The organism is Microbacterium sp. PAMC21962, assembly GCF_019443465.1.
Lineage (GTDB): Bacteria > Actinomycetota > Actinomycetes > Actinomycetales > Microbacteriaceae > Microbacterium > Microbacterium hominis.
Window position 1 is genome coordinate 904,153 of sequence record NZ_CP080381.1, and the last position, 23,382, is coordinate 927,534.

21 protein-coding genes and 1 tRNA gene are annotated in these 23,382 nt (G+C 71.8%); 14 read left to right on the forward strand and 8 right to left on the reverse strand.

The annotated features are described in order from the left end of the window. The first annotated feature begins 173 nt into the window (after positions 1–173). The 4 genes from KY498_RS04525 (at position 174) to KY498_RS04540 (ending at position 3,488) form a co-directional block, all read left to right on the forward strand. A complete protein-coding gene (locus KY498_RS04525; protein ID WP_060960196.1) occupies positions 174–866 on the forward strand; it encodes an NTP transferase domain-containing protein in 693 nt (230 codons plus the stop codon). 67 nt (positions 867–933) lie between these two features. Beyond that, on the forward strand, positions 934–1,866 hold the full coding sequence (locus KY498_RS04530; protein WP_223849521.1) for a hypothetical protein: 933 nt from the start codon (positions 934–936) through the stop codon (positions 1,864–1,866). A 69-nt stretch (positions 1,867–1,935) separates the two neighbouring features. Next, on the forward strand, positions 1,936–2,133 hold the full coding sequence (locus tag KY498_RS04535; RefSeq protein ID WP_101306093.1) for a hypothetical protein: 198 nt from the start codon (positions 1,936–1,938) through the stop codon (positions 2,131–2,133). Between the two features lie 56 nt (positions 2,134–2,189). After that, positions 2,190–3,488, forward strand: coding sequence for an aminoglycoside phosphotransferase (locus KY498_RS04540; protein ID WP_191008438.1), 1,299 nt, complete (start codon positions 2,190–2,192; stop codon positions 3,486–3,488). Positions 3,489–3,494: 6 nt separating this feature from the next. Here the strand turns inward: KY498_RS04540 and KY498_RS04545 are convergent, their stop codons facing one another. Beyond that, positions 3,495–4,769: a CDP-glycerol glycerophosphotransferase family protein gene (locus KY498_RS04545; RefSeq protein ID WP_219879547.1), complete on the reverse strand. Its 1,275-nt coding sequence runs from the start codon at positions 4,767–4,769 to the stop codon at positions 3,495–3,497. 55 nt (positions 4,770–4,824) lie between these two features. On the opposite strand from KY498_RS04545, the gene KY498_RS04550 reads away from it, so the two are divergent. Then, the gene (locus tag KY498_RS04550) at positions 4,825–5,916 is read left to right on the forward strand and encodes a glycosyltransferase family 2 protein (protein WP_191008436.1); all 1,092 of its coding nucleotides are present in this window, start codon (positions 4,825–4,827) and stop codon (positions 5,914–5,916) included. A gap of 77 nt (positions 5,917–5,993) precedes the next feature. Here the strand turns inward: KY498_RS04550 and KY498_RS04555 are convergent, their stop codons facing one another. From KY498_RS04555 to KY498_RS04565, 3 genes are read right to left on the reverse strand one after another with little or no spacing between them, the layout of a single operon-like run. Further along, a complete protein-coding gene (locus KY498_RS04555; protein ID WP_191008435.1) occupies positions 5,994–7,478 on the reverse strand; it encodes a CDP-glycerol glycerophosphotransferase family protein in 1,485 nt (494 codons plus the stop codon). Continuing rightward, complete coding sequence (locus KY498_RS04560; protein WP_219879548.1) at positions 7,475–8,731, reverse strand: CDP-glycerol glycerophosphotransferase family protein; 1,257 nt, start codon at positions 8,729–8,731, stop codon at positions 7,475–7,477. The genes KY498_RS04555 and KY498_RS04560 overlap by 4 nt, the downstream gene beginning before the upstream one ends. A 44-nt stretch (positions 8,732–8,775) precedes the next feature. Continuing rightward, entirely contained in the window at positions 8,776–10,356 is a 1,581-nt protein-coding gene (locus tag KY498_RS04565) for a S1C family serine protease (protein ID WP_191008433.1), read from the reverse strand. 100 nt (positions 10,357–10,456) lie between these two features. Between KY498_RS04565 and KY498_RS04570 the strand changes: the two genes are divergently transcribed. Continuing rightward, on the forward strand, positions 10,457–11,677 hold the full coding sequence (locus tag KY498_RS04570; protein WP_191008432.1) for an aminotransferase class I/II-fold pyridoxal phosphate-dependent enzyme: 1,221 nt from the start codon (positions 10,457–10,459) through the stop codon (positions 11,675–11,677). A 58-nt stretch (positions 11,678–11,735) separates the two neighbouring features. Here KY498_RS04570 and KY498_RS04575 read toward each other — a convergent pair whose 3' ends face one another. Continuing rightward, the gene (locus tag KY498_RS04575) at positions 11,736–12,539 is read right to left on the reverse strand and encodes a carbon-nitrogen hydrolase family protein (protein WP_191008431.1); all 804 of its coding nucleotides are present in this window, start codon (positions 12,537–12,539) and stop codon (positions 11,736–11,738) included. Between the two features lie 171 nt (positions 12,540–12,710). Between KY498_RS04575 and KY498_RS04580 the strand changes: the two genes are divergently transcribed. Next, positions 12,711–12,787 (forward strand) — tRNA-Met (locus KY498_RS04580). A gap of 81 nt (positions 12,788–12,868) precedes the next feature. Here KY498_RS04580 and KY498_RS04585 read toward each other — a convergent pair. Beyond that, complete coding sequence (locus KY498_RS04585) at positions 12,869–13,345, reverse strand: MarR family winged helix-turn-helix transcriptional regulator (protein ID WP_223848911.1); 477 nt, start codon at positions 13,343–13,345, stop codon at positions 12,869–12,871. Between the two features lie 64 nt (positions 13,346–13,409). On the opposite strand from KY498_RS04585, the gene idi reads away from it, so the two are divergent. Genes idi through KY498_RS04620 form a run of 7 tightly spaced genes read left to right on the forward strand, consistent with a single transcriptional unit; the run spans position 13,410 to position 19,072 of the window. After that, the gene (gene idi, locus KY498_RS04590) at positions 13,410–13,958 is read left to right on the forward strand and encodes an isopentenyl-diphosphate Delta-isomerase (protein WP_060960188.1); all 549 of its coding nucleotides are present in this window, start codon (positions 13,410–13,412) and stop codon (positions 13,956–13,958) included. Next, the gene (locus tag KY498_RS04595; protein WP_191008430.1) at positions 13,955–15,022 is read left to right on the forward strand and encodes a polyprenyl synthetase family protein; all 1,068 of its coding nucleotides are present in this window, start codon (positions 13,955–13,957) and stop codon (positions 15,020–15,022) included. The genes idi and KY498_RS04595 overlap by 4 nt, the downstream gene beginning before the upstream one ends. Then, positions 15,019–15,888, forward strand: a complete 870-nt coding sequence (locus tag KY498_RS04600; protein WP_191008429.1) for a squalene/phytoene synthase family protein — start codon at positions 15,019–15,021, stop codon at positions 15,886–15,888. Before KY498_RS04595 ends, KY498_RS04600 begins: the two co-directional genes overlap by 4 nt. Next, positions 15,885–17,474, forward strand: coding sequence for a phytoene desaturase family protein (gene crtI / locus KY498_RS04605; RefSeq protein WP_191008428.1), 1,590 nt, complete (start codon positions 15,885–15,887; stop codon positions 17,472–17,474). The genes KY498_RS04600 and crtI overlap by 4 nt, the downstream gene beginning before the upstream one ends. Before the next feature lies 1 nt (position 17,475). Further along, positions 17,476–17,874, forward strand: a complete 399-nt coding sequence (locus KY498_RS04610; protein WP_191008427.1) for a lycopene cyclase domain-containing protein — start codon at positions 17,476–17,478, stop codon at positions 17,872–17,874. Continuing rightward, complete coding sequence (locus KY498_RS04615) at positions 17,871–18,203, forward strand: lycopene cyclase domain-containing protein (RefSeq protein ID WP_191008426.1); 333 nt, start codon at positions 17,871–17,873, stop codon at positions 18,201–18,203. Before KY498_RS04610 ends, KY498_RS04615 begins: the two co-directional genes overlap by 4 nt. Then, positions 18,200–19,072, forward strand: coding sequence for a prenyltransferase (locus tag KY498_RS04620; protein WP_191008425.1), 873 nt, complete (start codon positions 18,200–18,202; stop codon positions 19,070–19,072). The genes KY498_RS04615 and KY498_RS04620 overlap by 4 nt, the downstream gene beginning before the upstream one ends. A 99-nt stretch (positions 19,073–19,171) precedes the next feature. Here the strand turns inward: KY498_RS04620 and KY498_RS04625 are convergent, their stop codons facing one another. Together KY498_RS04625 and KY498_RS04630 are read right to left on the reverse strand one after the other, a co-directional pair. Next, on the reverse strand, positions 19,172–22,087 hold the full coding sequence (locus KY498_RS04625) for a UPF0182 family protein (RefSeq protein ID WP_060960181.1): 2,916 nt from the start codon (positions 22,085–22,087) through the stop codon (positions 19,172–19,174). Between the two features lie 63 nt (positions 22,088–22,150). Further along, the gene (locus KY498_RS04630; protein ID WP_191008424.1) at positions 22,151–23,269 is read right to left on the reverse strand and encodes a PDZ domain-containing protein; all 1,119 of its coding nucleotides are present in this window, start codon (positions 23,267–23,269) and stop codon (positions 22,151–22,153) included. Positions 23,270–23,382 lie beyond the last annotated feature (113 nt).

A 23,382-nucleotide genomic window follows, 5' to 3' on the forward strand; every position in this document is an offset into this window, starting at 1 on the left:
ACGATTGCCGCGAGTCGTCCACAGAGCGTGACAATGCGTGCGGTTCGCGGGGCGAAAACCTGACGGATCAGCCACTTCCCGCACCTTCCCAGGTCGAGCCGCTACCATAGCCGGAGCACAAGGAAGTGGCTGAACGCCGAATACTCCGTGAACACTTCCCCGGGAGCACACTCGTGACACTTCAGACCGTCATCCTCGCAGCGGGCATGGGCTCGCGCCTCGGGCGCTCGCTGCCCAAGCCGCTCACCGCACTCAGCGACGGCCGCACCATCATGCAGCAGCAGCACGACAACATCCGCGCCGCCTTCGGATCGGCCGCCCGCATCACGACCGTCGTGGGCTACCGCGCCGAGGCCATCGTCGATGCGTTCCCCGACTCCGAGTACGTCTACAACGAGCGCTACGACCAGACCAACACGTCCAAGAGCCTTCTGCGGGCCCTCCGCGCGACGGGGCGCGCCGGGGTCCTGTGGCTCAACGGCGACGTCGTCTTCGACCCGCGGGTGCTCGGCCGGGCCCGCCCCCTGATCGATGCCGAGCAGTCCTTCGCGACCGTCAACACCTCCTCGGTCAGCGACGAGGAGGTCAAGTACACGGTGTCCTCGGAGGGCTTCATCGCCGAGCTGTCGAAGACCGTCCGCGGCGGCGTGGGTGAAGCGGTCGGGATCAACTACATCTCCGCGGCCGACAAGCGCGCACTGATCGCACAGCTGAGCCGCGTCGACGACCAGGACTACTTCGAGCGCGGGCTCGAGCTCGCCATCGCCGAGAACGGCCTTCTGCTCGAACCGCTCGACATCTCCGACCTCTATGCCGTCGAGGTCGACTTCGCGGAAGATCTGGAGCGCGCCAACCAGTTCGTCTGACCGGACGATCGACGACACCCCGACCGCTCAGCCGCCGCTCAGGGGCCGTCCATAGGATCGTGCCGTCATGGCCAAGATCCATCGCATCCACTCCCTCCCCGACGACGCGCCGTGGGACGGTGGCCTTCCTCCGGAAGGATCGCCCGAGCACCCGCGCACCGTGCGGGCGCTCGATCGGATGCTGCAGGTCCAGCGCCCGGTCGTGATCGCGCACCTGCGCAGCATCCGTCTACGCCATCCCGAGGCGACGACGGCGCAGATCGTCCGGATGCTGGAGCGGCGCTACCTGGCGGCGGTGACCACCGGCGGCGCCGCCGTCGGCGCGACGGCGGTCGTACCCGGCATCGGGACCGGGGTCACCCTGGCCCTCTCGGGCATCGAGACCGTCGGGTTCCTGGAGGCCACGGCGCTGTTCGCCCAGTCGCTCGCCGAGCTGCACGGCATCCGCGTGGACAATCCCGATCGCGCCCGCGCGCTCGTGCTGACGCTGATGCTCGGCCAGGAGGGTGTCGACCTCGTCGCGCAGCTCGGGCGACAGGTCGCCGGCACCGGTGGCTCGCGCACCTCGTACTGGGGCGAGCTCGTGACGAAGTCGCTGCCCCGCGCGGCCGTCGGCCCGCTCGTCGACCGGCTCAAGTCGTCCTTCATCCGGCAGTTCGCGACCAAGGGCAGCGCCTCGGTCATCGGCAAGGCGCTCCCCTTCGGCATCGGTGCGGCCATCGGCGGAACCGGAAACCACCTGCTCGGCCGCCGCGTGGTGGTGGGATCCCACCGCGCGTTCGGTCTGCCGCCCGTCGCGTACCCGGCGGAGCTCGAGCCGCGCCCCGGCACCGAGCGGCTCGAGCGCTCCGCGTTCGGCACGGTCCGGCGCGCCGGCGAGGCGATCGGTGCGGGCGGACGTCGCGCGGCCGGCGCCCTGGGCGCCGCCGCCGGCGCGGTCGGAGCGAAGGCCCGCCGCGGTGGCCGCTCGACGGCGGACGGCGCTGCCGCGGGAGACTGACGACCGCGTCCCGCGAGACGCGCCCGGCGGGGGCGCCCCCGCGACGCCGGGGTCGCGCACAATGGGGCCATGGGTATCTTCCAGAGTCGTCCCGAAGAGCCGACCGAATGGGGCGGTCTGCCCTCCGAGCCGGTCGATGAGCAGCAGCCCGCGGAGGTGCTGCCGCCCCCGGTCGACGATCTCGGTGTCTTCGGTGCCGCCGGCGTCGCATTCTCCGTGCCGGTGGAGGTCCTGGTCCAGGACGAGGAGTCGACGCCAGAGGACTGACGACGCCTCGGCGCGGCTGTCTCGACACCCGACGGCGCGCTGGCTAGCCTCGACCCATGCAGACGACGCTGAGGCATCTGGCCGCATGGATGCCGCAGCAGAGGTGGTACACCCCGACGGGCGGTGAGCCGCGGCTGCGCGTGCTGGCCGAGCGGCGGCTCTCGAGCTCCGCTCCCGACGTCGACGTGCAGCTGCTGATCGTCGGCGACGGAGACGACGCCGACACGATCGTGTATCAGGTCCCCCTCGTGTGGCGGCCTCGCACCGGCGAGCCGGAACCGTCCCACACCGTCGGCGTCGACGATGATCGGCTCCTCGTCGACGGCCCCCACGATCCCGCCTTCACCGCCGCGCTGCTCGTCGAGCTGGGGCGCCCCGATCTCGCCGGACCGGCGAGCGTGCTCACGGGCGAGCAGTCGAACACGTCCGTGATCTTCCGGCCCTCCCATGCCGCGCCCGTCATCTGCAAGGTGTTCCGTCGGCTTCATCCGGGCATCAATCCGGACATCGAGCTGCAGTCGGCGCTCGCGGCCGCGGGCTCTGCGCACGTCCCGCCCGTGATCGGTCACCTCGACGGCGAGTGGACGTCGACCGCCCCCGGCGAGCCCGCCGTCCGCGGATCGCTCGCGTTCGCCCAGGAGTTCCTCCCCGATGTCGAGGACGCCTGGCGCGTGGCGCTCGCGGCCGCCGCGGTGAGCGCCGACTTCTCGGCCGAAGCGCAATCGCTGGGACGCGCGACCGCCGATGTCCATCGCGATCTCGCCCACCTGTTCCCGACCCCGCCCGCCGACGCCGATGCGCGGCGCTCGATCGTCGCGGCGTGGCGCCGGCGCCTGTCGATCGCGGTCGCGGAGGTGCCCGCGCTCGGCGCGTTCCACGATGCGGTCGCGCGCATCTACGCGCGCGCCGAGGCCGCGCCCTGGCCGCACCTGCAACGCGTGCACGGCGACTACCACCTCGGCCAGGTCCTGCACTCCCCCACCCGCGGCTGGATGCTCCTCGACTTCGAGGGCGAGCCGATGCGCCCGATCTCCGAACGGCGCGCCCCCGACCTGGCGCTGAGGGACATCGCCGGGATGCTGCGCTCGTTCGACTACGTCGCGGGCTCGCTCCGCCTCCAGCGCGGGCCGCACCAGCTCGACGCCACGGCCGACGCCGCCGCCGACGCGTGGGCGCGCGCCGCCCGCACGAGCTTCCTCACCGGGTACGGCTCCACGTTCGCCGACCCGTCGGGCGCTCTCCTCGACGCGCTCGAGCTCGACAAGGCCGTCTACGAAGCGATCTACGAGGCGCGTCACCGTCCGGCGTGGCTCGCGATACCGCTGGCGGCGGTGGCGCGGCTCGTCACGCGCTGAGCGCGCTCAGCCCTCCACGCCGGCCGAAGGCCCGGACGCCGCGGGCGTCGCGTCCGCGCGCGTCGCGGCATCCCACGTCTCCCACCGTCGCATGAGCTCGGCGATGGCGGCCTCGAACCGCGCGGATGCCGCACCCGGCGCCGTGTCGCCGAAGTACCGCTGCACCCACCGCGCGAGACGCGCGGCCGCGTCAGGGTCGTCGAGCACCCGCGTGATGCGGTCGTCGACGTCGGCCGCACCGGCGGCATCCAGCCACTCGGCATCCGACAGATACCCGTTCGTATCGACGTCGGCGGCGGGATCGACCGGGCGCGTGATCAGCAGGGGCTTGCTCGTCGCGAGACGGTCGTAGACCATCGCGGAGATGTCGACGACGGCGATGTCGGCGGCGAGGAGCTGCCAGCCCAGCTCTCCCCCGGCGTCGACGACGTGCCGGGCCGTCGGATCGGACGCGTTCGCAGCAGTGATGGCGGCCACGATGCGCGCGTTCGCCGCGCCGTACTCCGGGTCGACGACGCCCGAGCGGGGGTGGGGACGGTAGATGAGACGGTACCGGGGCGACGACAGCAGCGCCGCGACGAGGGCCTCGCCGTGGGTGCGGAGAGAGCCGTAACGGGCCGCCGGACGATCGCCCTCCCCGGTCGGCGCGTAGAGCACCACCGTGCGCTCGTCGGGCGCATACGGCGGCTCGCCGACGTAGTGATCGGTCTGGGGACGGCCGACGGCGATCGTGCGCCGATCGACGTCGTAGTCCCACAGCGTCCGTGAGAGGCGATCGCGCGCCGCCTCCCCCGCGACGAGGGCGTAGTCGTACGCCTTGAACTGGTTCGTGGTCATGTACATCTTGTCGGACTCGCCGTGGTTGATGAACACGTGCCAGCGGCGACCGTACCGGAACATCTGGAAGTTCCGCGTGTTCTGGTTGACGTAGAGGACCACCCGGATGTCCTGCTGCGCGATGTAGCGCTCGAGGTCGCGCACCTTCGGGACGAACGCGACGGGCAGGGCGTCGTCGGCCAGGAGCGCCCGCGCACCCGTCGCGTGCCGGCTGAGCACCACGACCGGCCACCGCCCGGCGAGGGCGGCCAGCGGCCGATACCACTGACGGATCTGGTACATGTTCACGTCGCCGTCGGCGAAGTACACCGCGATGCGGAAGTGGGCCGGCGGTGCCGGGGGCCGCGCAGCCTGTTCGCGGCGCACCTCCCGCAGTGCCGACCGCCCGTTGGCCACGCGCCGCAGCAGCGAGCGGGCGCGGCGTGCCTCGGAGACGATTCCCATCCCTCCAGCCTACGGCGGCCGCGCCGGTGCGCCCCCGGCATGGGATGATCGTCGGATGCACTCCGTCGCGGCACGCTCCCGGGACGCGCGGGTGCCGTCCCCGGATGCCGGGGTCAGCTTCGTGATGCCCGTGCTCAACGAGCAGGCGTATCTGACCCGCGCCGTCGAGAGCGCGCTCGCCCAGGAGACGGCCGGCCCCAGCGAGGTCATCCTCGCTCTCGGACCGTCCACCGACGCGACCGACGCGATCGCCGCGGAGCTGGCGGCGCGCGACCCGCGGGTACGCCTCATCCGCAACCCGGCCGCCGACATCCCGGTGGGCCTGAACCTCGCCATCCGAGCGGCGCGCTACCCGACGATCGTGCGCGTGGACGCGCACTCGGAGCTCGAACCCGGATACGCGCAGCGCGCGCTGGACACCCTGGCCCGGGTCCGTGCGGCCAACGTCGGCGGAGTCATGCGCGCGGACGGCCGCACCGGCTTCCAGCGTGCCGTCGCCCGCGCGTACAACGCCCGTGTGGGCCTCGGCGGCGGCGCCTACCATTCGGGCGGCCGTGCGGGTCCGGCCGAGTCGGCCTATCTCGGCGTGATCCGGCGCGACGTGCTCGACGAGGTCGGGCTGTTCGACGAGACCATCCGCCGCGGTGAGGACTGGGAGCTCAATCTGCGCATCCGACGCGCCGGCTACCGCGTGTGGTTCGATCCCGAGCTGGCCGTCACGTACTGGCCGCGCGAGCGTTGGACGCGACTGGCGCGGCAGTTCCGCTCGACGGGAACCTGGCGCGGCGAGCTCGTGCGCCGATACGGTCGCCGCAATTCGCTGCGCTTCTTCGCGCCGCCCGCTCTGGTGCTCACCACCGTCGCCGCCCTCATCGTCGGCGTCCTTGAGGCGACGGGCGTCCTCAGCGGCATCCCGGCGCTCGTGGCCTCCGTCGTGTATGCGCCGCTCGCGGCGTACGCGTTGGTGGTGCTCGGCTGGGCGCTGAGCCCGGCCGCGGGTCCCGGCATCCGGGAGCGGCTCTGGGGCCTGGTGGTGCTGCCGACCATGCACGTCGCGTGGGGCGTCGGCTTCCTCATCGGTGCCGCTCGCGGCGCGCGCGAGAACATCGACACGTCGCGTCTGGATCGCAACACCCCGCTGCCCTGATGCCGCTGCCCTGACACCGCTGCCCCGGAACGCCGCTGCCCTCGCGCGACCCGACCCCACGGCACGTGCCGGCCCGATCAGTCCCGGTCGACGAACCTCTGGTCGAGGATCCGGGCGACGACCCGTTCGGCCGCACGCCCGTCGTCGCGGGCGTTGACGCGGGCGCGCCAGGTCGCATACCGGCCCGCGAACCGCTCCTGCACCGTCTCATCGGCGACCAGGCGCGTCAGCTCCTCCTGGGTCGTCGCCAGAGGCCCGGGCGCGTGCGCCGCGAGATCGAAGTAGAAGCCGCGCAGCCGCCCGCGGTAATGCTCGAGGTCGGGGGTGAAGAAGAAGATCGGCTTGCCGGTGGCGGTGAAATCGAACATCACGGACGAGTAGTCCGTGATGAGCGCATCGGCGATCATCAGCAGCTCGGACGTGTCGGAGTGACCCGTGACGTCGATGACCCGCGGTCCGGGCGCATCGACGGTGAGGTCCACCCCCGGCAGCAGCGTCCGCGAATGACCGCGCACCAGCACCACCGAACCGGTGGCCTCGGCGAACGCCGGCAGGTCCAGGAAGTCGACGATCTGTTCGCGGTCGTCTCGCCACGTGGGTGCGTAGAGGAGCACGTGTTCCGCGGCGCCGATGCCGAGCAGCGACCGGATCTCCTGTTGCCTGCTCCCGGTGCCTGCCGACAGCTCGTCGTTACGGGGATACCCCTCCACCCAGATCGGACGACGCAGGAACGCGTAGGCCGCGCGCAGCGTACGCGCGCCGTACTCGTTCTGGGCGAGCAGCACGTCCCAGCGGCGACTCTCGCGCACCACCGCGAGCATCCGCCGCAGGTCGAAGCCCGGTCGGTGCAGGGCGAGGCGCTTGAGGGGCGTGCCGTGCCAGGTCTGCAGCACGCGTTGGCCGGGACGGCGCACGTAGCGTCGCCGCAGCCAGTCGTTGACCACGAGCAGACGCGCCGACGCTCGCGCGCGCCACCACTGCGGGCTGCCCTCGACCACGGCCACCGCGCCGTCTGGCACCGCCACCGAGAGGTCGACGACGCTCCAGTAGCGGATCACCCCGGGAGCCGCACGTGCGAGCTCACGGTCGATCGCCCGCGGATTGCACCCGGCGATGCGCCCGTAGAAGCTCTCGAAGAAGACGGCGTTCTCCAGCTCGCCCCCCGGGCGCGTCGCATATCGGCGCTCGAGAGCGGCCTGCGCTTCGGCCGAGTCGTACGCGGCGTCGATCGGCGGACGCACCGTGAGCGTCCCGTCGCGGAGGGCGACACGCATCGTCGAGGTCATGGTGTCGGCGATGGATGCCGCGGCCACCTCGCCGGCGTCGGCGCCGTCGAGGCGGAGGCGGTAGTCGCCGGTCGGCAGCGGCAGCTCGCGCTCGCCGCCGCGCGCCGAACGCAGGGGCAGCGCCGCGGTCCACCCCCCGGTGCCGTCGGCGGCGGGACTCCCGTCCACCCGCGCACGCCGACCGGCGAGCACGGCGGCGTCGGGCAGCGTCCCCTCACCCTGCAGGACGAGCTCGGGGCCCGCCTCGCCGTGGCGGATCGACGCGGTGATCGTCATGATCGCCTCTCCGCGGCGAGCGCCGCCTGAATCGCCCGGAACACGCGGGCGCTGCCGCCACCGTCGGCGACGTCGTGCACGCGCGCGCTCAGCGCGCGGGCCGCCGCCACACGCCGCGCGTGCTCGGCGGGATCGGTGAGGACCGCGCGCGTCTGGGCGATCGCCTCGTCCCAGGTCGTGGCGGGGGCCTCCCCCGCCACGTCGCGGAAGGTGCCGTAGAAGCCGCGCGTCCGGGCGTAGGCGGCGAGGTCCGGGGTGAGGAAGACCGCGGGCACGGGGACGAGCGCCGCGTCGAAGACGATGGACGAGTAGTCCGTGATCAGCACGTCGATCGCCGGCAGCAGAGGCGTGACCTCGGCGACGAGGTCGGCTCCGAGAAGACGGATGCGCTCCCCGGCGTGACGCGCGTAGGCGCCGGCGCCGTGCGGGTGCGACCGGATCAGGAGCACGGCGTCCGACTCGGTGAGCAGGGCGCGAAGGCGATCCGCCTCGGCGGGCGTCGGGACGGCGGGATCGGGGGCGCCGTCGCGCCAGGTCGGCGCGTAGAGGATCAGCCTCGCCGTCCCGAGCGCACCGGTCGCCTCCGCGACGGCGGTGCGGGCGCGCGCACGCCGCTCGTCGGCGTCGCCGGCGAAGAGCACATCGGTGCGCGGCTCCCCCGTCACGGGCACACGCGTCGACGGGAGCCCGAAGGCGGACTCCAGGCGGCCCCGCACGAGCTGGGAGGCGGCCGGCAGCACGCGGATGCGCGACTGCGCGCGGCGGTACGCCGCGGTCACCACCCGTGTGAGGATCCGCTGGACGAGCGCCGGGAGACGGCGGGCGGTCACCTGCATCGTCACGGGTGCGTCCAGTCCCAGACGCTTCAACGGGATGCCGTGCCACAGCTGCACGATCACGCCGCCGGTCGCGGCGTAGCGGTTGACATCGCCGAAGCCGTGGGTGATCACGATGACCCCGGCACGCGCCGTCGCCCAGAACCCGCGCAGCGACCCTTTGCGCGTCCACGGGATGCCGCGTGCCTGCGCCTGCAGGTCGTCGCGGACGGAACCGGTCAGCCAGACCGCGCGCACGCCCTCGCCGCGAGCGTGCTCCCAGAGCGCCCATGCGCCGTCGCCGACGCCCCACGCGCACCCGAAGACCCACCGGTCGCGCGAGCGCGGGATCAGCATGGTCGCAAGGCGCCCGCCGACGTACATCGGCACGCGCAGGAGCTTGCGGGCATTGCCGACGCCGAACGAGAAGGACGCCACCCCGCGAGCCTATCGCGGGGTGGCGTCCGAGCCTGAGGGCGTGCTTACGGCTGCAGCTCCCCGAGCGTGACCTCTGCGGAGGCCGTCTTGCCGTTGCGCTCGTACACGATCGTGGCCTTCGAACCCGCCGCGAGCGCGCGCACCTGCGCGGTGAGGTCGGTCGCGTCGGTGATCGGGAACCCGTTGAACGACGTCACCACGTCGCCCTTCTGCAGCCCGGCGTTGGCCGCCGCACCGCCCGAGGTGACCTCCGCGATGTAGGCACCCGCGGTGGTCGCGCCCTCCTGCGTGGCCGCGTCGCGGACACCGGCGCCGAGCAGACCGTGCGTGGCCTTGCCGTCCTTGATCAGCTCGTCGGTCACGCGCTTGACGATGTTGGACGGGATCGAGAAGCCGACGCCGATCGAGCCCGACTGGCCGCTCGAGCTGGAACCTCCCGCCGACGCGATGGCGACGTTGATGCCGATGAGCTTGCCCTCACCGTCGACCAGGGCACCGCCGGAGTTGCCGGGGTTGATCGCGGCATCCGTCTGGATCACCGCGATCGAGATCGAGCTCGTCGCCGTGGTCTGCTGGCCCTGGCCGAAGTCGAACTGGAACGGCGAGCCGTTCTCGCCCTGCTGCGGCGTCTGCTCCTGCGTGTCGCCCTCCGGAGCCGCCGACGAGGCGATCTGGATCGAGCGGTTCAGCGCGCTCACGATACCCGTGGTCACGGTGTTGGACAGACCGAGCGGCGCGCCGACCGCGACCGTCTGGTCGCCGACGTTGAGGTTCGACGAGTCGCCGAAATCGATCGGGGTCAGGCCGGATGCATCGGTCAGCTTGATCACCGCGAGATCGTACGTGGGGTCGGTCCCGACGATCGTCGCGGCGTAGACCTTTCCATCGGAGGTGGTCACCGAGAGCGTGGCGTCGGCGGTCTGGCCGTCGAGGGTGACGACGTGGGTGTTCGTCACGACGTAGCCGTCGGCGGTCAGCACCACACCCGAGCCGGTTCCGCCCGACGAGCCCGACGTGGCCGAGATCGTCACGACGCTCGGGACCACCTTGGCCGCGATGGCGGTCGTCTGGTTCACCGACGAGGTGTTGTTGACCGTGACGGCCGCGGGCGCGCCGCTGATGACCGTCTGCGACTGCGGGAACAGCGACGCGCCGGCAGCGGCGCCGCCGATTCCGGCCGCTCCGCCCACGAGGGCGGCGGCGACCATGATGCCGACGATCTTGCCGGCACCGATGCGCGCGGCGGGTGCCGCCGGCTCGGCGGTCGCGGTCGCGCCGTACGGCATGGTCGGCTGCGCACCGAAGGCCGCACCCGTGTAGGCGGGCGCCCCGTACGGCGACGGCTGCGCCGACGACGGGACGGTCGGCGCGGTGTACGGCGCGTTCGAGGAGTAGCCGGTAGGCGCGACGGCCGGCGCCTGTGCCGCCTGGGTCGCGGGCTGCTCCGGCAGCGGCGGGCGCTGCGGCGCGTCCCCGGCGTTCGCGACGTTCTCGGGGGCGGCCGGGGTCTCCGCGGCGGCGGGGGTCTCGGCGACGGCGGGCGTCTCGGAGCCCTGCGCGGCGGCGTCGTAGCCCTGCGCGGCGGCGTCCTGCGGGTCGGTGTTCGAGGGGGTGTTCTCGCTCATTGGTGCTTCCTTCTTCCCAAGTCCTGATCAGGATGTCGCGCGATTCTGTGTGTTGCTTATGTCCGCACCCCGCTGAGCCTATGCATGTAGCCTGAGCGCGATGCGAGAGATTCCGGGCGCGTGGCGCCGTACCGCACAGGGCGCGGGACTGCTGTCGTCGGACGGTGTCGCGGCGCCGACGATCTTCGCCGAGATGAGCGGCCTCGCCGCACGCACCGGCGCCATCAACCTCGGGCAGGGCTTTCCCGACGAGGACGGTCCTCGTGCCGTCCTCGACGCGGCGCGCGACGCGATCGCGGCCGGGTTCAACCAATACGCCCCCGGTCGCGGCGTGCCGGCGCTGCTCACCGCGATCGCGGCGCATCAACGGCGCTTCTACGGACGAGAGCTCGATCCCGAGCGCGAGATCCTCGTGACAGCCGGGGCGACCGAGGCACTGGCGGCCGCTCTGCTCGCCCTCATCGACTCCCCCGACGACGAGGTCGTCGTCTTCGAGCCCTACTACGACTCCTACGCGGCGTGCGTCGCCCTGGCCGGCGCCCGGCTGGTGACGGTGCCGCTGGCGTGGCCGCGGTTCCAGCCGGATCTCGACCGGCTCGCAGCCGCCGTCACCGACCGCACCCGGATCATCCTCGTCAACGACCCCCACAATCCCACCGGGGCGGTCTTCGCGCCGGAGGTCCGCGCGGAGATCGTGCGCCTGGCCGAACGTCACGACGCCGTCATCGTCACCGACGAGGTCTACGAGCATCTCGTGTTCGACGCCCGGCACGAGCCGATCGCGACGCTGCCCGGCGCTGCGGAACGCACGCTCACGATCTCGTCGGCGGGCAAGACCTTCTCCACCACGGGGTGGAAGATCGGATGGGTGTCGGGGCCCGCGGCGCTGATCGACGCCGTCCTCGCGGTCAAGCAGTTCCTCACGTATGTGAACGGCACACCCTTCCAGCACGCGATCGCCACCGGCCTCGCCCTCCCGGACGACTTTTTCACCGGCATCGCATCGACGCTGCGCACCAAGCGCGACCTGCTCGCGGCGGGGCTGGATGCCGCCGGCTTCACGGTGTCCGAACCGGCCGGCTCCTACTTCACCGTCGCCGACGCGGCACCGCTGCTGAGTCCCGGCACCGATGCGGCGCAGTTCTGCCGCGAGCTGCCCGCCCGCGCCGGGGTCGTGGCCATCCCGCTCACGGCCTTCGCGAGCGCGTCGCACCGTGCCGACTACGCCACCCTCGTCCGCTTCGCCGCCTGCAAGCGCACGGAGGTCATCGAGGAGGCGAGCGCCCGGCTCGCCGCGATGGCGCCGTCACCGGGCCGCTGAGCGCGGGCGGTCGAGACCCTCTCGTGCTCCTCGTGCACGGCGCGGTGTCGGCGTCGTGTCAGCGCGGTGCGACGTCGAAGCGCCGCAGCGCGAGCGCGGGATTGACCCGCCGGATGCGCTCGATCGTGCCGACGTCGGCGAAGCCGACCGCCACGTCGCTGGCGGTTCCGACGCCTGCGATCTCCACGCCCTGCGGATCCACGACCACCGATGCACCCACCCCCAGCGGCGGCGGGTGGTCGGCACCCGCGACGTACAGCGTGTTCTCGATCGCCCGCGCGTGCAGGAGCGTCCGCCAGTGGTGCTCCTTGAGGGGCCCGCGCACCCACTCGGCCGCCACGAGCACCACGTGGGCGCCCGCATCGGCGAGCACACGCGCCACTTCGGGAAAGCGCAGGTCGTAGCAGGTCATCAGCGCCACGGTCAGCCCGCGCACCTCGAAGGTCTCCGGAGCGCCGATGGCCCCCGGTTCGACCCAGTCCGACTCCCGCTGGCCGAACGCGTCGTACAGGTGCAGCTTGTGGGAGACGGCGAGGATGCCGCCGGCATCGACGGCCACGACCGCGTTGCGCACACGCCCGGCCTCGCCCCGTTCGACCAGGCCGGCCGTGACGACGAGGCCGTGTCGGGCGGCGATCGCCGTGAGCTCGGTCACGAAGGGCCCGTCGAGCGACTCCGCGTTCTCGGCGAGCGAGGCATCGAACGGATCGACGAAGTAGCTCGCGTACTCCGGGAACGCCACGACCGCCGCGCCCCGCGCGGAGGCGGCGGCGGCGAGCTCGTCGATCACGCGCAGGTTGTCGGCCTTGTCGGCGGTGGGCGCGAACTGCGCCACCGCGACGCCCACGGCATCCGCTCTCATACCCGACTCCCCTCCGGCGCCGCCGGGCACGCAGCGGGGCACGAACGGGAGGGTGAGGTCACGACCCCATCCTCCCCCGCGGCATGGACCTTCGGCAACGCCCGGTTCGCGTGGCGAGGAGCGCCCCGTGTACACCGGCACTCCGAACCCGTGTTAGGCTATTCCTTGTGCCGCGGGGTGGAGCAGCTCGGTAGCTCGCTGGGCTCATAACCCAGAGGTCGCAGGTTCAAATCCTGTCCCCGCAACCAATATCGCGTGTGTCACGCGGTCACGAAGAAGGCGTCCCCGATCCGGGGGCGCCTTCTTCGCGTGCGCCGACCCGCGGCCGTTCACTCGACGAGCGCGTCGTCCATGTCCTCGAGGAAACGCGCGATCGCACGGAGCTCCTCGTCGCTGTAGCCGTCCATGACGTCGCGCATCTTCGCCATGCGCTGCCCGAGGTGGCGGGAGAACTCGCTGCGCGCGCGCTCGGTGAGCACGACGATGCGCGCCCGTCGATCGGCGGGGTGGGGACGCCGCTCGATGTGTCCCCGCTCGCTCAGCCGGTCGAGCAGCTTCGTCGTGGATGCCGTGGAGATCGCGAGGTGCTTCGCGATCTCGTGGGGCGAGACCCATTCGCCGCGCTGCTCGCGCACGATGAGCATGCGCAGGGCCGCGAGATCGGACCCGTTCATGTCCATGTCGGAACGCAGCACGCCGTGCAGCCGATCCATAGAATCGCTGAAGGAGCGCACGGCGACCAACGCGTCGCGGACGAGTTCGTCGCGCTGCGTCGTCGGGATCCACCGGTCTGTCACGCTGGACACCCCCCTCACTCGAAAGGTAGTATCCCTTAAAATCGCTAGCTAAACTAGCAATAAGGAGAAGATCGTGTCCCCGACAGAATACGTGGTCCTGCTCGACGACAACGGGGACGAGATCGGCACGGCGCCGAAGGCCAGCGTGCACGGCACCGACACGGCTCTGCACCTCGCCTTCTCCTGCCACGTCTACAACTCCCGCGGCGAGACGCTCGTGACCCGCCGCGCCCTCGACAAGCTGACCTGGCCCGGAGTGTGGAGCAACTCCTTCTGCGGGCACCCGCGTCCCGCGGAGCCGGTGATGGATGCCGTGCACCGCCGCGCCGAGCACGAGCTGGGTCTGACCCTGCGCGACGTGCGGCTCGCCCTCCCCCTGTTCCGCTACCGCGCGGTCGACGCGAGCGGCATCGTCGAGCACGAGATCTGCCCGGTGTACACGGCACTCGTCGACGACGAGCCGCGGCTCAACCCGCGCGAGGTGGCCGAAGCGCGCTGGGTCGATCCGGCCGATCTCGCCGTGTCGTTGCGCGCCACCCCCTGGGCGTTCAGCCCCTGGCTCGTCCTGCAAGCCGAGCAGCTCGGCGTCTTCGAGCCCGCGACGGTGCGGAGCGCGTCGTGATCGCGTTGCTCGACGATGACGCGCGCATCAGCGTCGACGCCGCGATCGAGCGCGCCCTGAGCCGGCTGCAACGCCGCGCCGCTCCGCTCGGAGACGGCGCGAAGGCCCTCACCGCCGCGACCGCCGCGGCCGCCGCCGACGGCAAGCGGCTGCGCCCGGCTCTCGTCGTCGCCTCCTACCGCGCCTTCGGCGGAGGTCGCGACGACGACACCACGGCACTGTGGGACGTCGCGGCCGCGCTCGAGCTGCTGCACACGGCATTCGTCGTGCACGACGACCTCATCGATCGCGATCTCGAGCGCCGCGGCATCCCCAACGTCGCCGGACGCTTCCGGACCCGAGCCCAGGCGTTCGGTGCCGGGCCCGAGCAGGCCGCCATCGTGGGCGATGCCGCCGCCGTGCTCGCCGGCGACCTGCTGCTGTTCGAGGCCGCCCGCCTCGTCGCCTGCTGCGACGTCGACGAGACCACACGGCACGCCCTGCTGGAGATCATCGACGACGCGATCCTCGTCTCGGCCTCCGGTGAGCTCGCCGACGTCGAGCACGGCGCGCGCGCCGACTACCCCGACACCGATGCCCTTCTGGGGGCGGCGCACGACAAGACCGCCGCCTACTCCTTCGAGGCGCCGCTGCTCGCCGGAGCCATCATGGCGGGAGCACCGGCCGAGGCCCGCTCCCGGCTGTCGCTGGCCGCAGCCGACCTGGGTCTCGCGTTCCAGCTCGTCGACGACCTCATCGGCACGTTCGGCTCCCGCAGCCAGGCCGGGCGCGATCCGGGCGCCGACCTCCGCGAGGCGAAGCGCACGCCCCTCATCGCCCTCGCCCGCGACACGGCGGCCTGGCCCCGGGTCAGCTCCGCGCTGGCCGTCGCGCACACCGGGCCGATCGCCGTGCGGCGCGCCCAGCGCGAGCTCGAGGCGAGCGGGGCACGCGACCACCTGGTCGCCCTCATCGACGACCGGCTGCGCCGAGCGCGGAGCCGATCGGCCTCCCCGGCGCTGCCCCCGGCCGCGGTGACGCTGCTGGCGGAGGTCGCGAACGCGATCGAAGGGCGCATCCCGTGAGCGGCGCCCCCGCGGCCGGCGGCTCCCTGTACGACCGCTGCGCGCAGGAGGCGGCGGCCACGGTCATCGCCGCGTACTCCACGTCCTTCGCGCTCGCCTGCCGCCTGCTCGGCCCCCGCGTGCGCACACACGTGCGCAGCATCTACGCGCTCGTGCGCGTCGCCGATGAGGTGGTCGACGGCGCCGCCGAGCAGACCGGCCTTCCCGCGCCGACCCAGCGGCTCCTGCTCGACGAGCTGGAGGCCGAGACGCTCGCGGCCGTCGCCCGGGGGTTCAGCACCAACCTGATCGTCCACGCGTTCGCCCTCGCCGCCCGGGAGTGCGGCATCGGACACGACCTGGTGCGACCGTTCTTCGCCTCGATGCGGACGGATCTCACGCGCACGCGGCACGACGACGCCTCGCACGACGAGTACGTCTACGGCTCGGCCGAGGTCGTCGGCCTCATGTGCCTGCAGGTGTTCGTCAACGCCGGGCGGGCGACACCGCTCGCTCCCGACCCCGGCCTCGTCGACGGCGCCCGGCGCCTGGGCGCCGCCTTCCAGGACGTCAACTTCCTCCGCGACCGCACCGACGACGAGAACCGACTGGGACGGGACTATCTCGGACTGCAGGACGGACGCCGCGATCGCACGGCCGTCCTCGACCGCATCGACGCCGACCTGGATGCCGCGGCCGCCGCGATCGCCGACCTGCCCGCCGACTGCCGGCGGGCCGTGACGACCGCCCACGGCCTGTTCGCCGAGCTCGCGCACCGCTTGCGCGAGGACGACGACACGGCCCGTGTGTCCGTCCCCGCACCGGTCAAGGCCACCATCGCGGCCCGGGCGCTCGCCGGCCGCCCCCCGAAACGGAGCACTCCATGACCCGCACGGCCCTCGTCATCGGTGGCGGGATCTCCGGCCTCGCGACCGCCGCCCTCCTCGCCCGCGACGGGTGGCAGGTGGAGCTGCACGAGGCCGGGGACGCGCTGGGCGGGCGGGCCGGCTCCTGGGAGCGCGACGGCTTCCGCTTCGACACCGGCCCCAGCTGGTACCTCATGCCGGAGGTCTTCGACCACTTCTTCCGCCTGTGCGGCACGAGCGCCGCCGCCGAGCTCGACCTGGTGCCGCTGACGCCGGCCTACCGGGTGTACCCCGAGCCGGATGCCGGTGCCGCCAGCGCCGCCGTCGACGTCGTCTCGGGGCGCGAGGCGGCGCGGGAGCTCTTCGAGAGCCGGGAACCCGGCGCGGGAGCCCGCCTCGACGCGTACCTCGACTCGGCCGCCGACGCCTACGACCTCGCCGTGTCGCGATTCCTCTACGACACGTACGCCTCCACGAAGGGGCTGCGCGATCCGGCCGTCGCCGGCCAGCTGCCACGACTGGCGCCGCTGCTGACACGGTCGCTCGACGACCATGTCGCCCGTCGTTTCCGCGATCCGGTGCTGCGTCAGATCCTCGGCTACCCGGCCGTGTTCCTCGGTTCGTCACCGTTCGACGCGCCCAGCCTGTACCACCTGATGAGCCACCTCGATCTCGACGAGGGGGTGCTGTATCCGCAGGGCGGCTTCACCGAGGTCATCGCCGCGGTCGCGCGGGTCGCCCGTGCACAGGGCGCGGTGCTGCACACCTCCTCGCCCGTCGCCGAGATCCTCACCCAGGATGCCCGTGCGATCGGCATCCGCCTCTCCGACGGCACCGTGCGAGAGGCCGATATCGTCGTCTCCTCCGCCGATCTCCACGAGACCGAGACGACCATGCTCCCGCCGTCGCTCCAGTCCTACCCGCCACGGTGGTGGCGCCGGCGCAACCCGGGGCCCGGGGCGCTGCTGCTCCTGCTCGGTGTCGACGGGGAGCTGCCGCAGCTCGCGCACCACACGCTGTTGTTCGCCCGCGACTGGGAGAAGAACTTCGGCGACGTGTTCGGCGCCGACCCCCGCATCCCCGACCCCGCCTCCCTGTACATCTGCCGCCCCTCCGCGACGGATCCGACCGTCGCGCCGCCGGGCGCCGAGAACCTCTTCGTGCTCGTCCCCATGCCTGCCGACCCCTCGCTCGGCCGTGGCGGCGTGGACGGGGCCGGCGCGCCGGCGATCGAGCAGGCGGCCGACCGGGTGATCGCCCAGATCGCGGCGTGGACCGGCATCCCCGACCTCGCCGCGCGCATCCGGGTGCGACGCACCATCGCGCCCGCCGACTTCGAGGCCGACCTGGGCGCCTGGCGCGGAGGCGCCCTGGGGCTCGCGCACACCCTCCGCCAGAGCGCGGTCTTCCGTCCGCGCAACGCCTCGCGCAAGGTGCGCGGCCTGTTCTACGCCGGCACGTCGGTGCTCCCGGGCATCGGGCTGCCGATGTGCCTCATCTCGGCCGAGCTCGTCGTCAAGCGGCTGCGCGGCGATCGCGGTGCCGCGCGCCTGCCCGAGCCCTCGGGAGTCGGCGCGCGACGCCGCGCCCCTGAGGACGACCGCTGACATGCCCGGCGCATACCTGCTCGTGCTCCTGGTGTCGATCGGCGGGGTGATGGCGCTCGACGCCCGCCTGCGCCTCGCGCTCTGGCCCCGCCGCGGCGACGGCGACGACCGCCTCCGTGCCCGCAATGCGGGCGCGATCGTCGTCGGGACGGCGTTCTTCCTGGTGTGGGATGCCGTGGGCATCGCGACCGGCGTCTTCGTCAAGGGAGACAGCCCCTACCTCCTGGGCGTCGACCTCGCCCCGCACCTGCCGATCGAGGAGCCCCTGTTCCTCGCCTTCCTCTGCTACCTGGCGCTCACCGTCCACGCCGCTGCCCGCCGGTTCGCCGACCGTTCGCACAGCGGCGCGCCCGAGACACGGCGTCCCCCCGGCGCGCGCGATCCCCGGAGGTCGTCGTGACCTACCCGCTCATCGTGCTCCCGTTCGCCGTCGTCGCCGCGGCGGCCGTGCTCGCCACCGCGCGGCGTCCCGCATTCCGGGCGCGTCTGCGTGCGAGCGCGATCACGGCGATCGTCCTGCTGCTGCTCACGGCGGTGTTCGACAACCTGATGATCGCCGCGGGCCTGTTCACGTATCCGGAGGAGCTCATCAGCGGCATCCGCATCGGCCTCGCCCCCATCGAGGACCTGTCGTATCCCCTCGTCGCCGCGTTCGCCGTGCCCGCCGTCGCGGAGCTGCTCCGCCGACCGCGCTCTCCGCGGCCGCAAGACGCGGGAGCGTCCCGATGAGCGCCGGGGCGACGCTGCGCCAACTGCTCGTCGCGTCACGTCCGGTCAGTTGGATCAACACCGCCTACCCGTTCGCGGCCGCCCTGCTGCTCACGACGGGACGGATCGATGCGACGCTCGTCGTGGGCACGATCTTCTTCCTCATCCCGTACAACCTGGCGATGTACGGGATCAACGACGTCTTCGACTACGAGTCCGACCTCCGCAACCCCCGCAAGGGGGGGGCGCACGGCGCCGTGCTCGACCGTCGCTTCCACCGGATCACCCTGTGGGCGGCGGGGCTGTCGTGCGTGCCGTTCGTCGCCTATCTCGTGATCGTCGGCTCGATCGCATCGACGCTGGTGCTCGCCGCGAGCCTCTTCTTCGTCGTCTTCTACTCCGCCCCGCCGCTGCGGCTGAAGGAGCGGCCCGTCGCCGATTCGGTGACCAGCAGCATCCACTTCTTCTCCCCCGCCGTGTACGGCCTCGTCCTGGCCGGCGCGACGTGGACCTGGCACCTCGGCGCCGTGATCCTCGCGTTCGCACTGTGGGGCGTCGCCTCGCATGCGTTCGGTGCCGTGCAGGACGTGGTCGCCGACCGCGAGGCCGGCATCGGTTCGATCGCGACGGCTTTCGGCGCGCGCGCCACCGTGCGTCTCGCCCTCACCGGCTACGCGCTGGCGGGGGCGGTCATGCTGGGCGCCGCCTGGCCCGGACCCCTCGCCGCACTCCTGGCCCTGCCCTACCTGGTCACCGTCTGGCCGTACCGCCACGTCTCCGACGCGGATGCCGCGACCGCGACGCGCGGCTGGGACCGCTTCCTCTGGCTCAACCAGTTCACCGGCTTCGCCGTCACGCTGCTGCTGATCTGGTTCGCCCTCATCCGCTGAGCGCCGCGCGCAGCCGCGCACCAGACGGCGGACCCCGGCAGACGAGACGGCGGCACCCCCGACTCCGGGGATGCCGCCGTCAGCGGGACTGCGATCCGCTCAGCCCTGGCCCTCGAGCTGGAGGAGCTTCTGCAGCGCGGCGGTCAGACGCGCGTCGGCCTCGCCGTACTTGGTCCAGTCGCCCTGCGTCAGGGCCGCCTGGCGGTCCATCATCGCCTGCTGCGCATCCTTCAGCGCGGCCTGGAACTCCACGCTCGTGCCGGTTCCGCCGCCCGTGCCCGAGCCGGTGCCGGCATCCGTGCCACCGCTCTCCGACGGTGACGGAGACGGAGAGGGCGTCACGCCGCCGTCACCCGTGCTGGCGCCGGAGTCTCCGCCGAACAGCTTGTCGAGCGCGTCCTGCAGCGTGTTCTCGAAGGCCACCTGGTTGCCGAACGCGACGAGGATCTTCTGGAGCGTGGGGAGCTTGGTCGATCCCGACGACTGCACGAAGACCGGCTGCACGTAGAGCAGACCACCGCCGACGGGCAGGGTGAGCAGGTTGCCGTTGAGCACCTGGGACTGGTTCTGGTTCAGCAGGTTCGAGAACGACGACACATCGGGCTCGGAGTTGAACGTGTTCTGCACCTGGCCGGGTCCGGGGACCGGGGTCTCCGCGTTGATCTCCAGCATCCGGAGCTTGCCGTAGTTCGGATCCTTGACCCCCGCCGTGGCCCCGGCGTCCGAGTCGACGGACAGGTAGCCCATGAGGACGTTCCGCGTGTCGTCACCGCCGGGGATGAACGTCGTGAACATCGAGTAGGTCGGGGACTGCTGACCCGGCATCTTCATCGTGAGGTAGTACGGCGGCTGCAGCACCTCCTGCTTGGAGACCGGGTCGTTCGGGGTCTTCCAGGCGTTGTCGCGCTGGTAGAACGATCCGGCGTCGTCGACGTGGTAGGTGCCGAGCATGGCGCGCTGCACCTTGAACAGGTCGGTCGGGTAGCGCACGTGGCTCATCAGGTCGCCGCTCATCTCCGTGAGGGGCTTGAGCGTCGACGGGTAGACCTTCTGCCATGCCTGCAGCAGCGGGTCGGTGTCGTCCCACGCGTACAGCGTCACCTTGCCGTCGTACGCGTCGACGGTCGCCTTCACCGAGTTGCGGATGTAGTTGACGTCGTCGAGCGCGACGCGCGGCGTCGTGTTCGTCGTGTCGCTGATGGCGTCGCGCAGGCTCACGATCGACGAGTACGGGTAGTTCGCGCTCAGCGTGTAGCCGTCCACGATCCACACGATCCGCCCGTCCACCACCGACGGGTACGGGTCGTTGTCGAGCTCGAGGTAGGGGGCGACCTTGTTGACGCGGTCGATCGGGTTGCGGTCGTACAGGATCTGCGAGTCCGCGTTGATGCCGTCCGAGAAGAGGATGTCGGTCGACTGGAACTTCAGCGAGTAGATCAGCCGGTTGAACGGGTTGCCGATGTTCGGGCCGCCGTCACCGGAGAAGGTCGTCTTGGTCTGCGCGGCGTCGCCCGTTCCCCGGGGGTAGTCGAGCTCGATGTCGGGCGTACCCTCGGGCGCTCCGACGATCGAGTAGGCGGGCGAGTTCTCGCCGAAGTAGACACGCGGCTCGTACTGCTCCCCCGTCGTGAGGGCGCCCGTGGTGGGGATGCCGCGCTCCACGAAGACCGGGTTGCCGTCGGCGGTGCGCTCGTTGCCCTTCGCGGCGACCATGCCGTAGCCGTGCGTGTAGACGAGCGTCGAGTTGTACCACGACGCCGCCTGGCCGAGCTGGCCGATGTTGAGCTCGCGCAGCGAGACGACGGTGTCCTGGCTCTTGCCGTCGATCTGGTAGCGGTCGACGTCCAGCGGGTCGGTGAACTGGTAGTACGACCGGTACTGCTCGAGCTGGCGGACGGTCGGCGAGATGATCGCGGGGTCCATGATGCGGATGGATGCCGTGGTCTCGGCATCCGAGCGCAGCTGCCCGGTCTCGGCGTTCGTGACGGCCTGGAAATCGCTCTTGGTCAGCCCGTCGATGCCGTACGCCTTCTTGGTCGCATCGATGTTGCGCTGGTAGTACGGGCTCTCCAGGGTCTCCTGGTTGGGGCGCACCTGGATGTTGGTCACGACCCACGGGTAGGCGACGCCGACGACCAGCGCCGAGACGATTAGAAGGCCCGTGCCGATGAGCGGGAAGCGCCAGCGGCCCACGATGGCCGTCACGAAGAACAGCACGGCGACGATGACGGCGGCGATGGCGATGATCGTCAGGCCCGGGATGATGGCGTGGTCGTCGACGTAGCTGGCTCCCGTGATGCGATCGCTCTGCTGCGTGAGCGTCTTGTAGCGGTCGAGCCAGATGCTCACGCCCTGCACGAGGAGGTACAGTCCCGCGATCACCGCGAGCTGGATGCGGGCGGCCTTCGAGATGCGCAGCTCACGCTGTCCGACGCGCACGGAGCCGTACAGGTAGGCGACCAGGGCCGTGACGATGAGCGAGACCAGCAGCACCGCCGAGGCGAAGCCGAGGGCGGAGCTGAAGAACGGCAGCGAGAAGAGGTAGAAGCCGGTGTCCAGCTGGAACTGGGGGTCGAGCTCCCCCGTGTCGACCCGGTTGAACCACAGCCACACGGTCTCCCACTGCGCCGACGCCGCGAACCCGGCGAAGAAGCCGAAGAAGACGGGGATGCCCCACATCGCGAGACGACGCAGCGGCTCGACGACCTCCTGGTAGTGGTCCAGCTGCGAGGTGAGCCGGGCGTAGACGGGCCGCAGGCGGTACGCCAGCTGGATCGCGGCGAACACCGGCACCGCCATCGCGAGGAATCCGATGACGAACATGATCACGCGAGCCGACCACTGCGTCCACAGCACGCTCGAGAACCCGAGCTGATCGAACCACAGCCAGTCGGCGTAGAGGCTCGCGAAGACGAAGAAGCCCACCACGATGACGGCGATCACGGCGAGCGTGATGGCGATGGCGCGGCGGAAGGGATTCGGCGTGGCCTGGTTCGGCGCTGAGGTCGTGGTCACCCCACCATCCTAGGTGGGCGCATTCTGGAGGGACGCCGAGGAACCTTCCAGGATGCCGTGAGGTCAGCGGCAGGTGGGGAGCGCGTCCAGGTCGCCGCCGTCGCGGATCGTCGAGAGCACGGAGAGGGCGTCGTCGAGGGTGGCGACCGAGAACACGCGCAGGCCGGGAGGGATGTGGCCGACGACCTCGTCGCAGTTGGACTGCGGTGCGAGGAAGGAGGTGGCACCCGCGCCGACGGCGCCGTACATCTTCTGCCGGATGCCGCCGATGGCGCCCACCGTGCCCGAGGCGTCGATCGTCCCGGTGCCGGCGACCTGCTGGCCGCCGTTGAGGTTGCCGTCGGTGAGCGTGTCGATGATGCCGAGGGCGAACATCATGCCCGCGCTCGGGCCGCCCACGTTGTTGAGCTGGATGGTCACGTCGATGGGGAAGTCGTAGTCGTGCATCGTCGAGATGCCGACGAGCCACGTGGTCGCGCCGTCGACGGTCGCCTGCTTCGGCGTCACCTCGACGTTCTCGCTGGCGCCGGCCCGATCGATGGTCAGCTCGACCGGGGCACCGCCGCCGGCGTTGATGATGCTGCGCAGCTGGTCGGTCTCGGTGATGGGCTGACCGTTCGCCGCGCGGATGATGTCGTCCTTCTGCAGGATGCCCTGCGCGGCGGAGTCGTCGGTCAGCGCGTAGACGCGCACCATCGGCTTGACGTCGTAGCCCAGCCGGGTCAGCGCCGCCGCGGTCGCCTCCTTCTGCGAGTCGACCATCATCACCGCGCTCTGCTCGTTGCGCTGCTCGGTCGTCTGCCCCTGCGGGAACACCTCGTCCACCGGGAGGACGGCTTTGGCCGGGTCGAACCATGCCAGGGCCAGCTCGAACCACGACGGGGTCCGCTCACGGTTGCCCACGACCTGCACGGTCAGCAGGTCGAGGGAGCCGGAGGTGGGGTAGGTCGACGCGCCGGAGACCGTGATCAGCGGGACCTCGGCTCCCGAGGAGTCGGTCGTCGTGCCCAGCGTGTTGAACACGGGGCCCGGACGCTGGATCACGAACGACGTCGGGATGAGGGTGAGCACCAGCAGCGCCACGAGGGCGACGGCGAGGGCCCACACCCCCACCCGCGTCGAACGCGACAGCGGGCGGCGGCGCGCGGGCACGATCGTCGTGCCCTCGTCGAACAGTGCCACAGCAGACCTTCCCGGCCGATCGTTCGCGATCGGCGTACACGCGACGTCCTCCGTGGCGGGCCGAGACGGCCGTGCGGGGAAGTCCAGCCATTAGCGTAGAACGCGACGAGATC

Excerpts from the sequence above, each read along its gene's own strand:
- KY498_RS04530 (WP_223849521.1), top strand. The coding sequence starts at position 934 with ATGGCCAAGATCCATCGCATCCACTCCCTCCCCGACGACGCGCCGTGG.
- KY498_RS04535 (WP_101306093.1), top strand. The coding sequence starts at position 1,936 with ATGGGTATCTTCCAGAGTCGTCCCGAAGAGCCGACCGAATGGGGCGGT.
- KY498_RS04540 (WP_191008438.1), top strand. The coding sequence starts at position 2,190 with ATGCAGACGACGCTGAGGCATCTGGCCGCATGGATGCCGCAGCAGAGG.
- KY498_RS04545 (WP_219879547.1), bottom strand. The coding sequence starts at position 4,769 with ATGGGAATCGTCTCCGAGGCACGCCGCGCCCGCTCGCTGCTGCGGCGC.
- KY498_RS04550 (WP_191008436.1), top strand. The coding sequence starts at position 4,825 with ATGCACTCCGTCGCGGCACGCTCCCGGGACGCGCGGGTGCCGTCCCCG.
- KY498_RS04555 (WP_191008435.1), bottom strand. The coding sequence starts at position 7,478 with ATGACGATCACCGCGTCGATCCGCCACGGCGAGGCGGGCCCCGAGCTC.
- KY498_RS04565 (WP_191008433.1), bottom strand. The coding sequence starts at position 10,356 with ATGAGCGAGAACACCCCCTCGAACACCGACCCGCAGGACGCCGCCGCG.
- KY498_RS04570 (WP_191008432.1), top strand. The coding sequence starts at position 10,457 with ATGCGAGAGATTCCGGGCGCGTGGCGCCGTACCGCACAGGGCGCGGGA.
- KY498_RS04575 (WP_191008431.1), bottom strand. The coding sequence starts at position 12,539 with ATGAGAGCGGATGCCGTGGGCGTCGCGGTGGCGCAGTTCGCGCCCACC.
- crtI (WP_191008428.1), top strand. The coding sequence starts at position 15,885 with ATGACCCGCACGGCCCTCGTCATCGGTGGCGGGATCTCCGGCCTCGCG.
- KY498_RS04610 (WP_191008427.1), top strand. The coding sequence starts at position 17,476 with ATGCCCGGCGCATACCTGCTCGTGCTCCTGGTGTCGATCGGCGGGGTG.
- KY498_RS04620 (WP_191008425.1), top strand. The coding sequence starts at position 18,200 with ATGAGCGCCGGGGCGACGCTGCGCCAACTGCTCGTCGCGTCACGTCCG.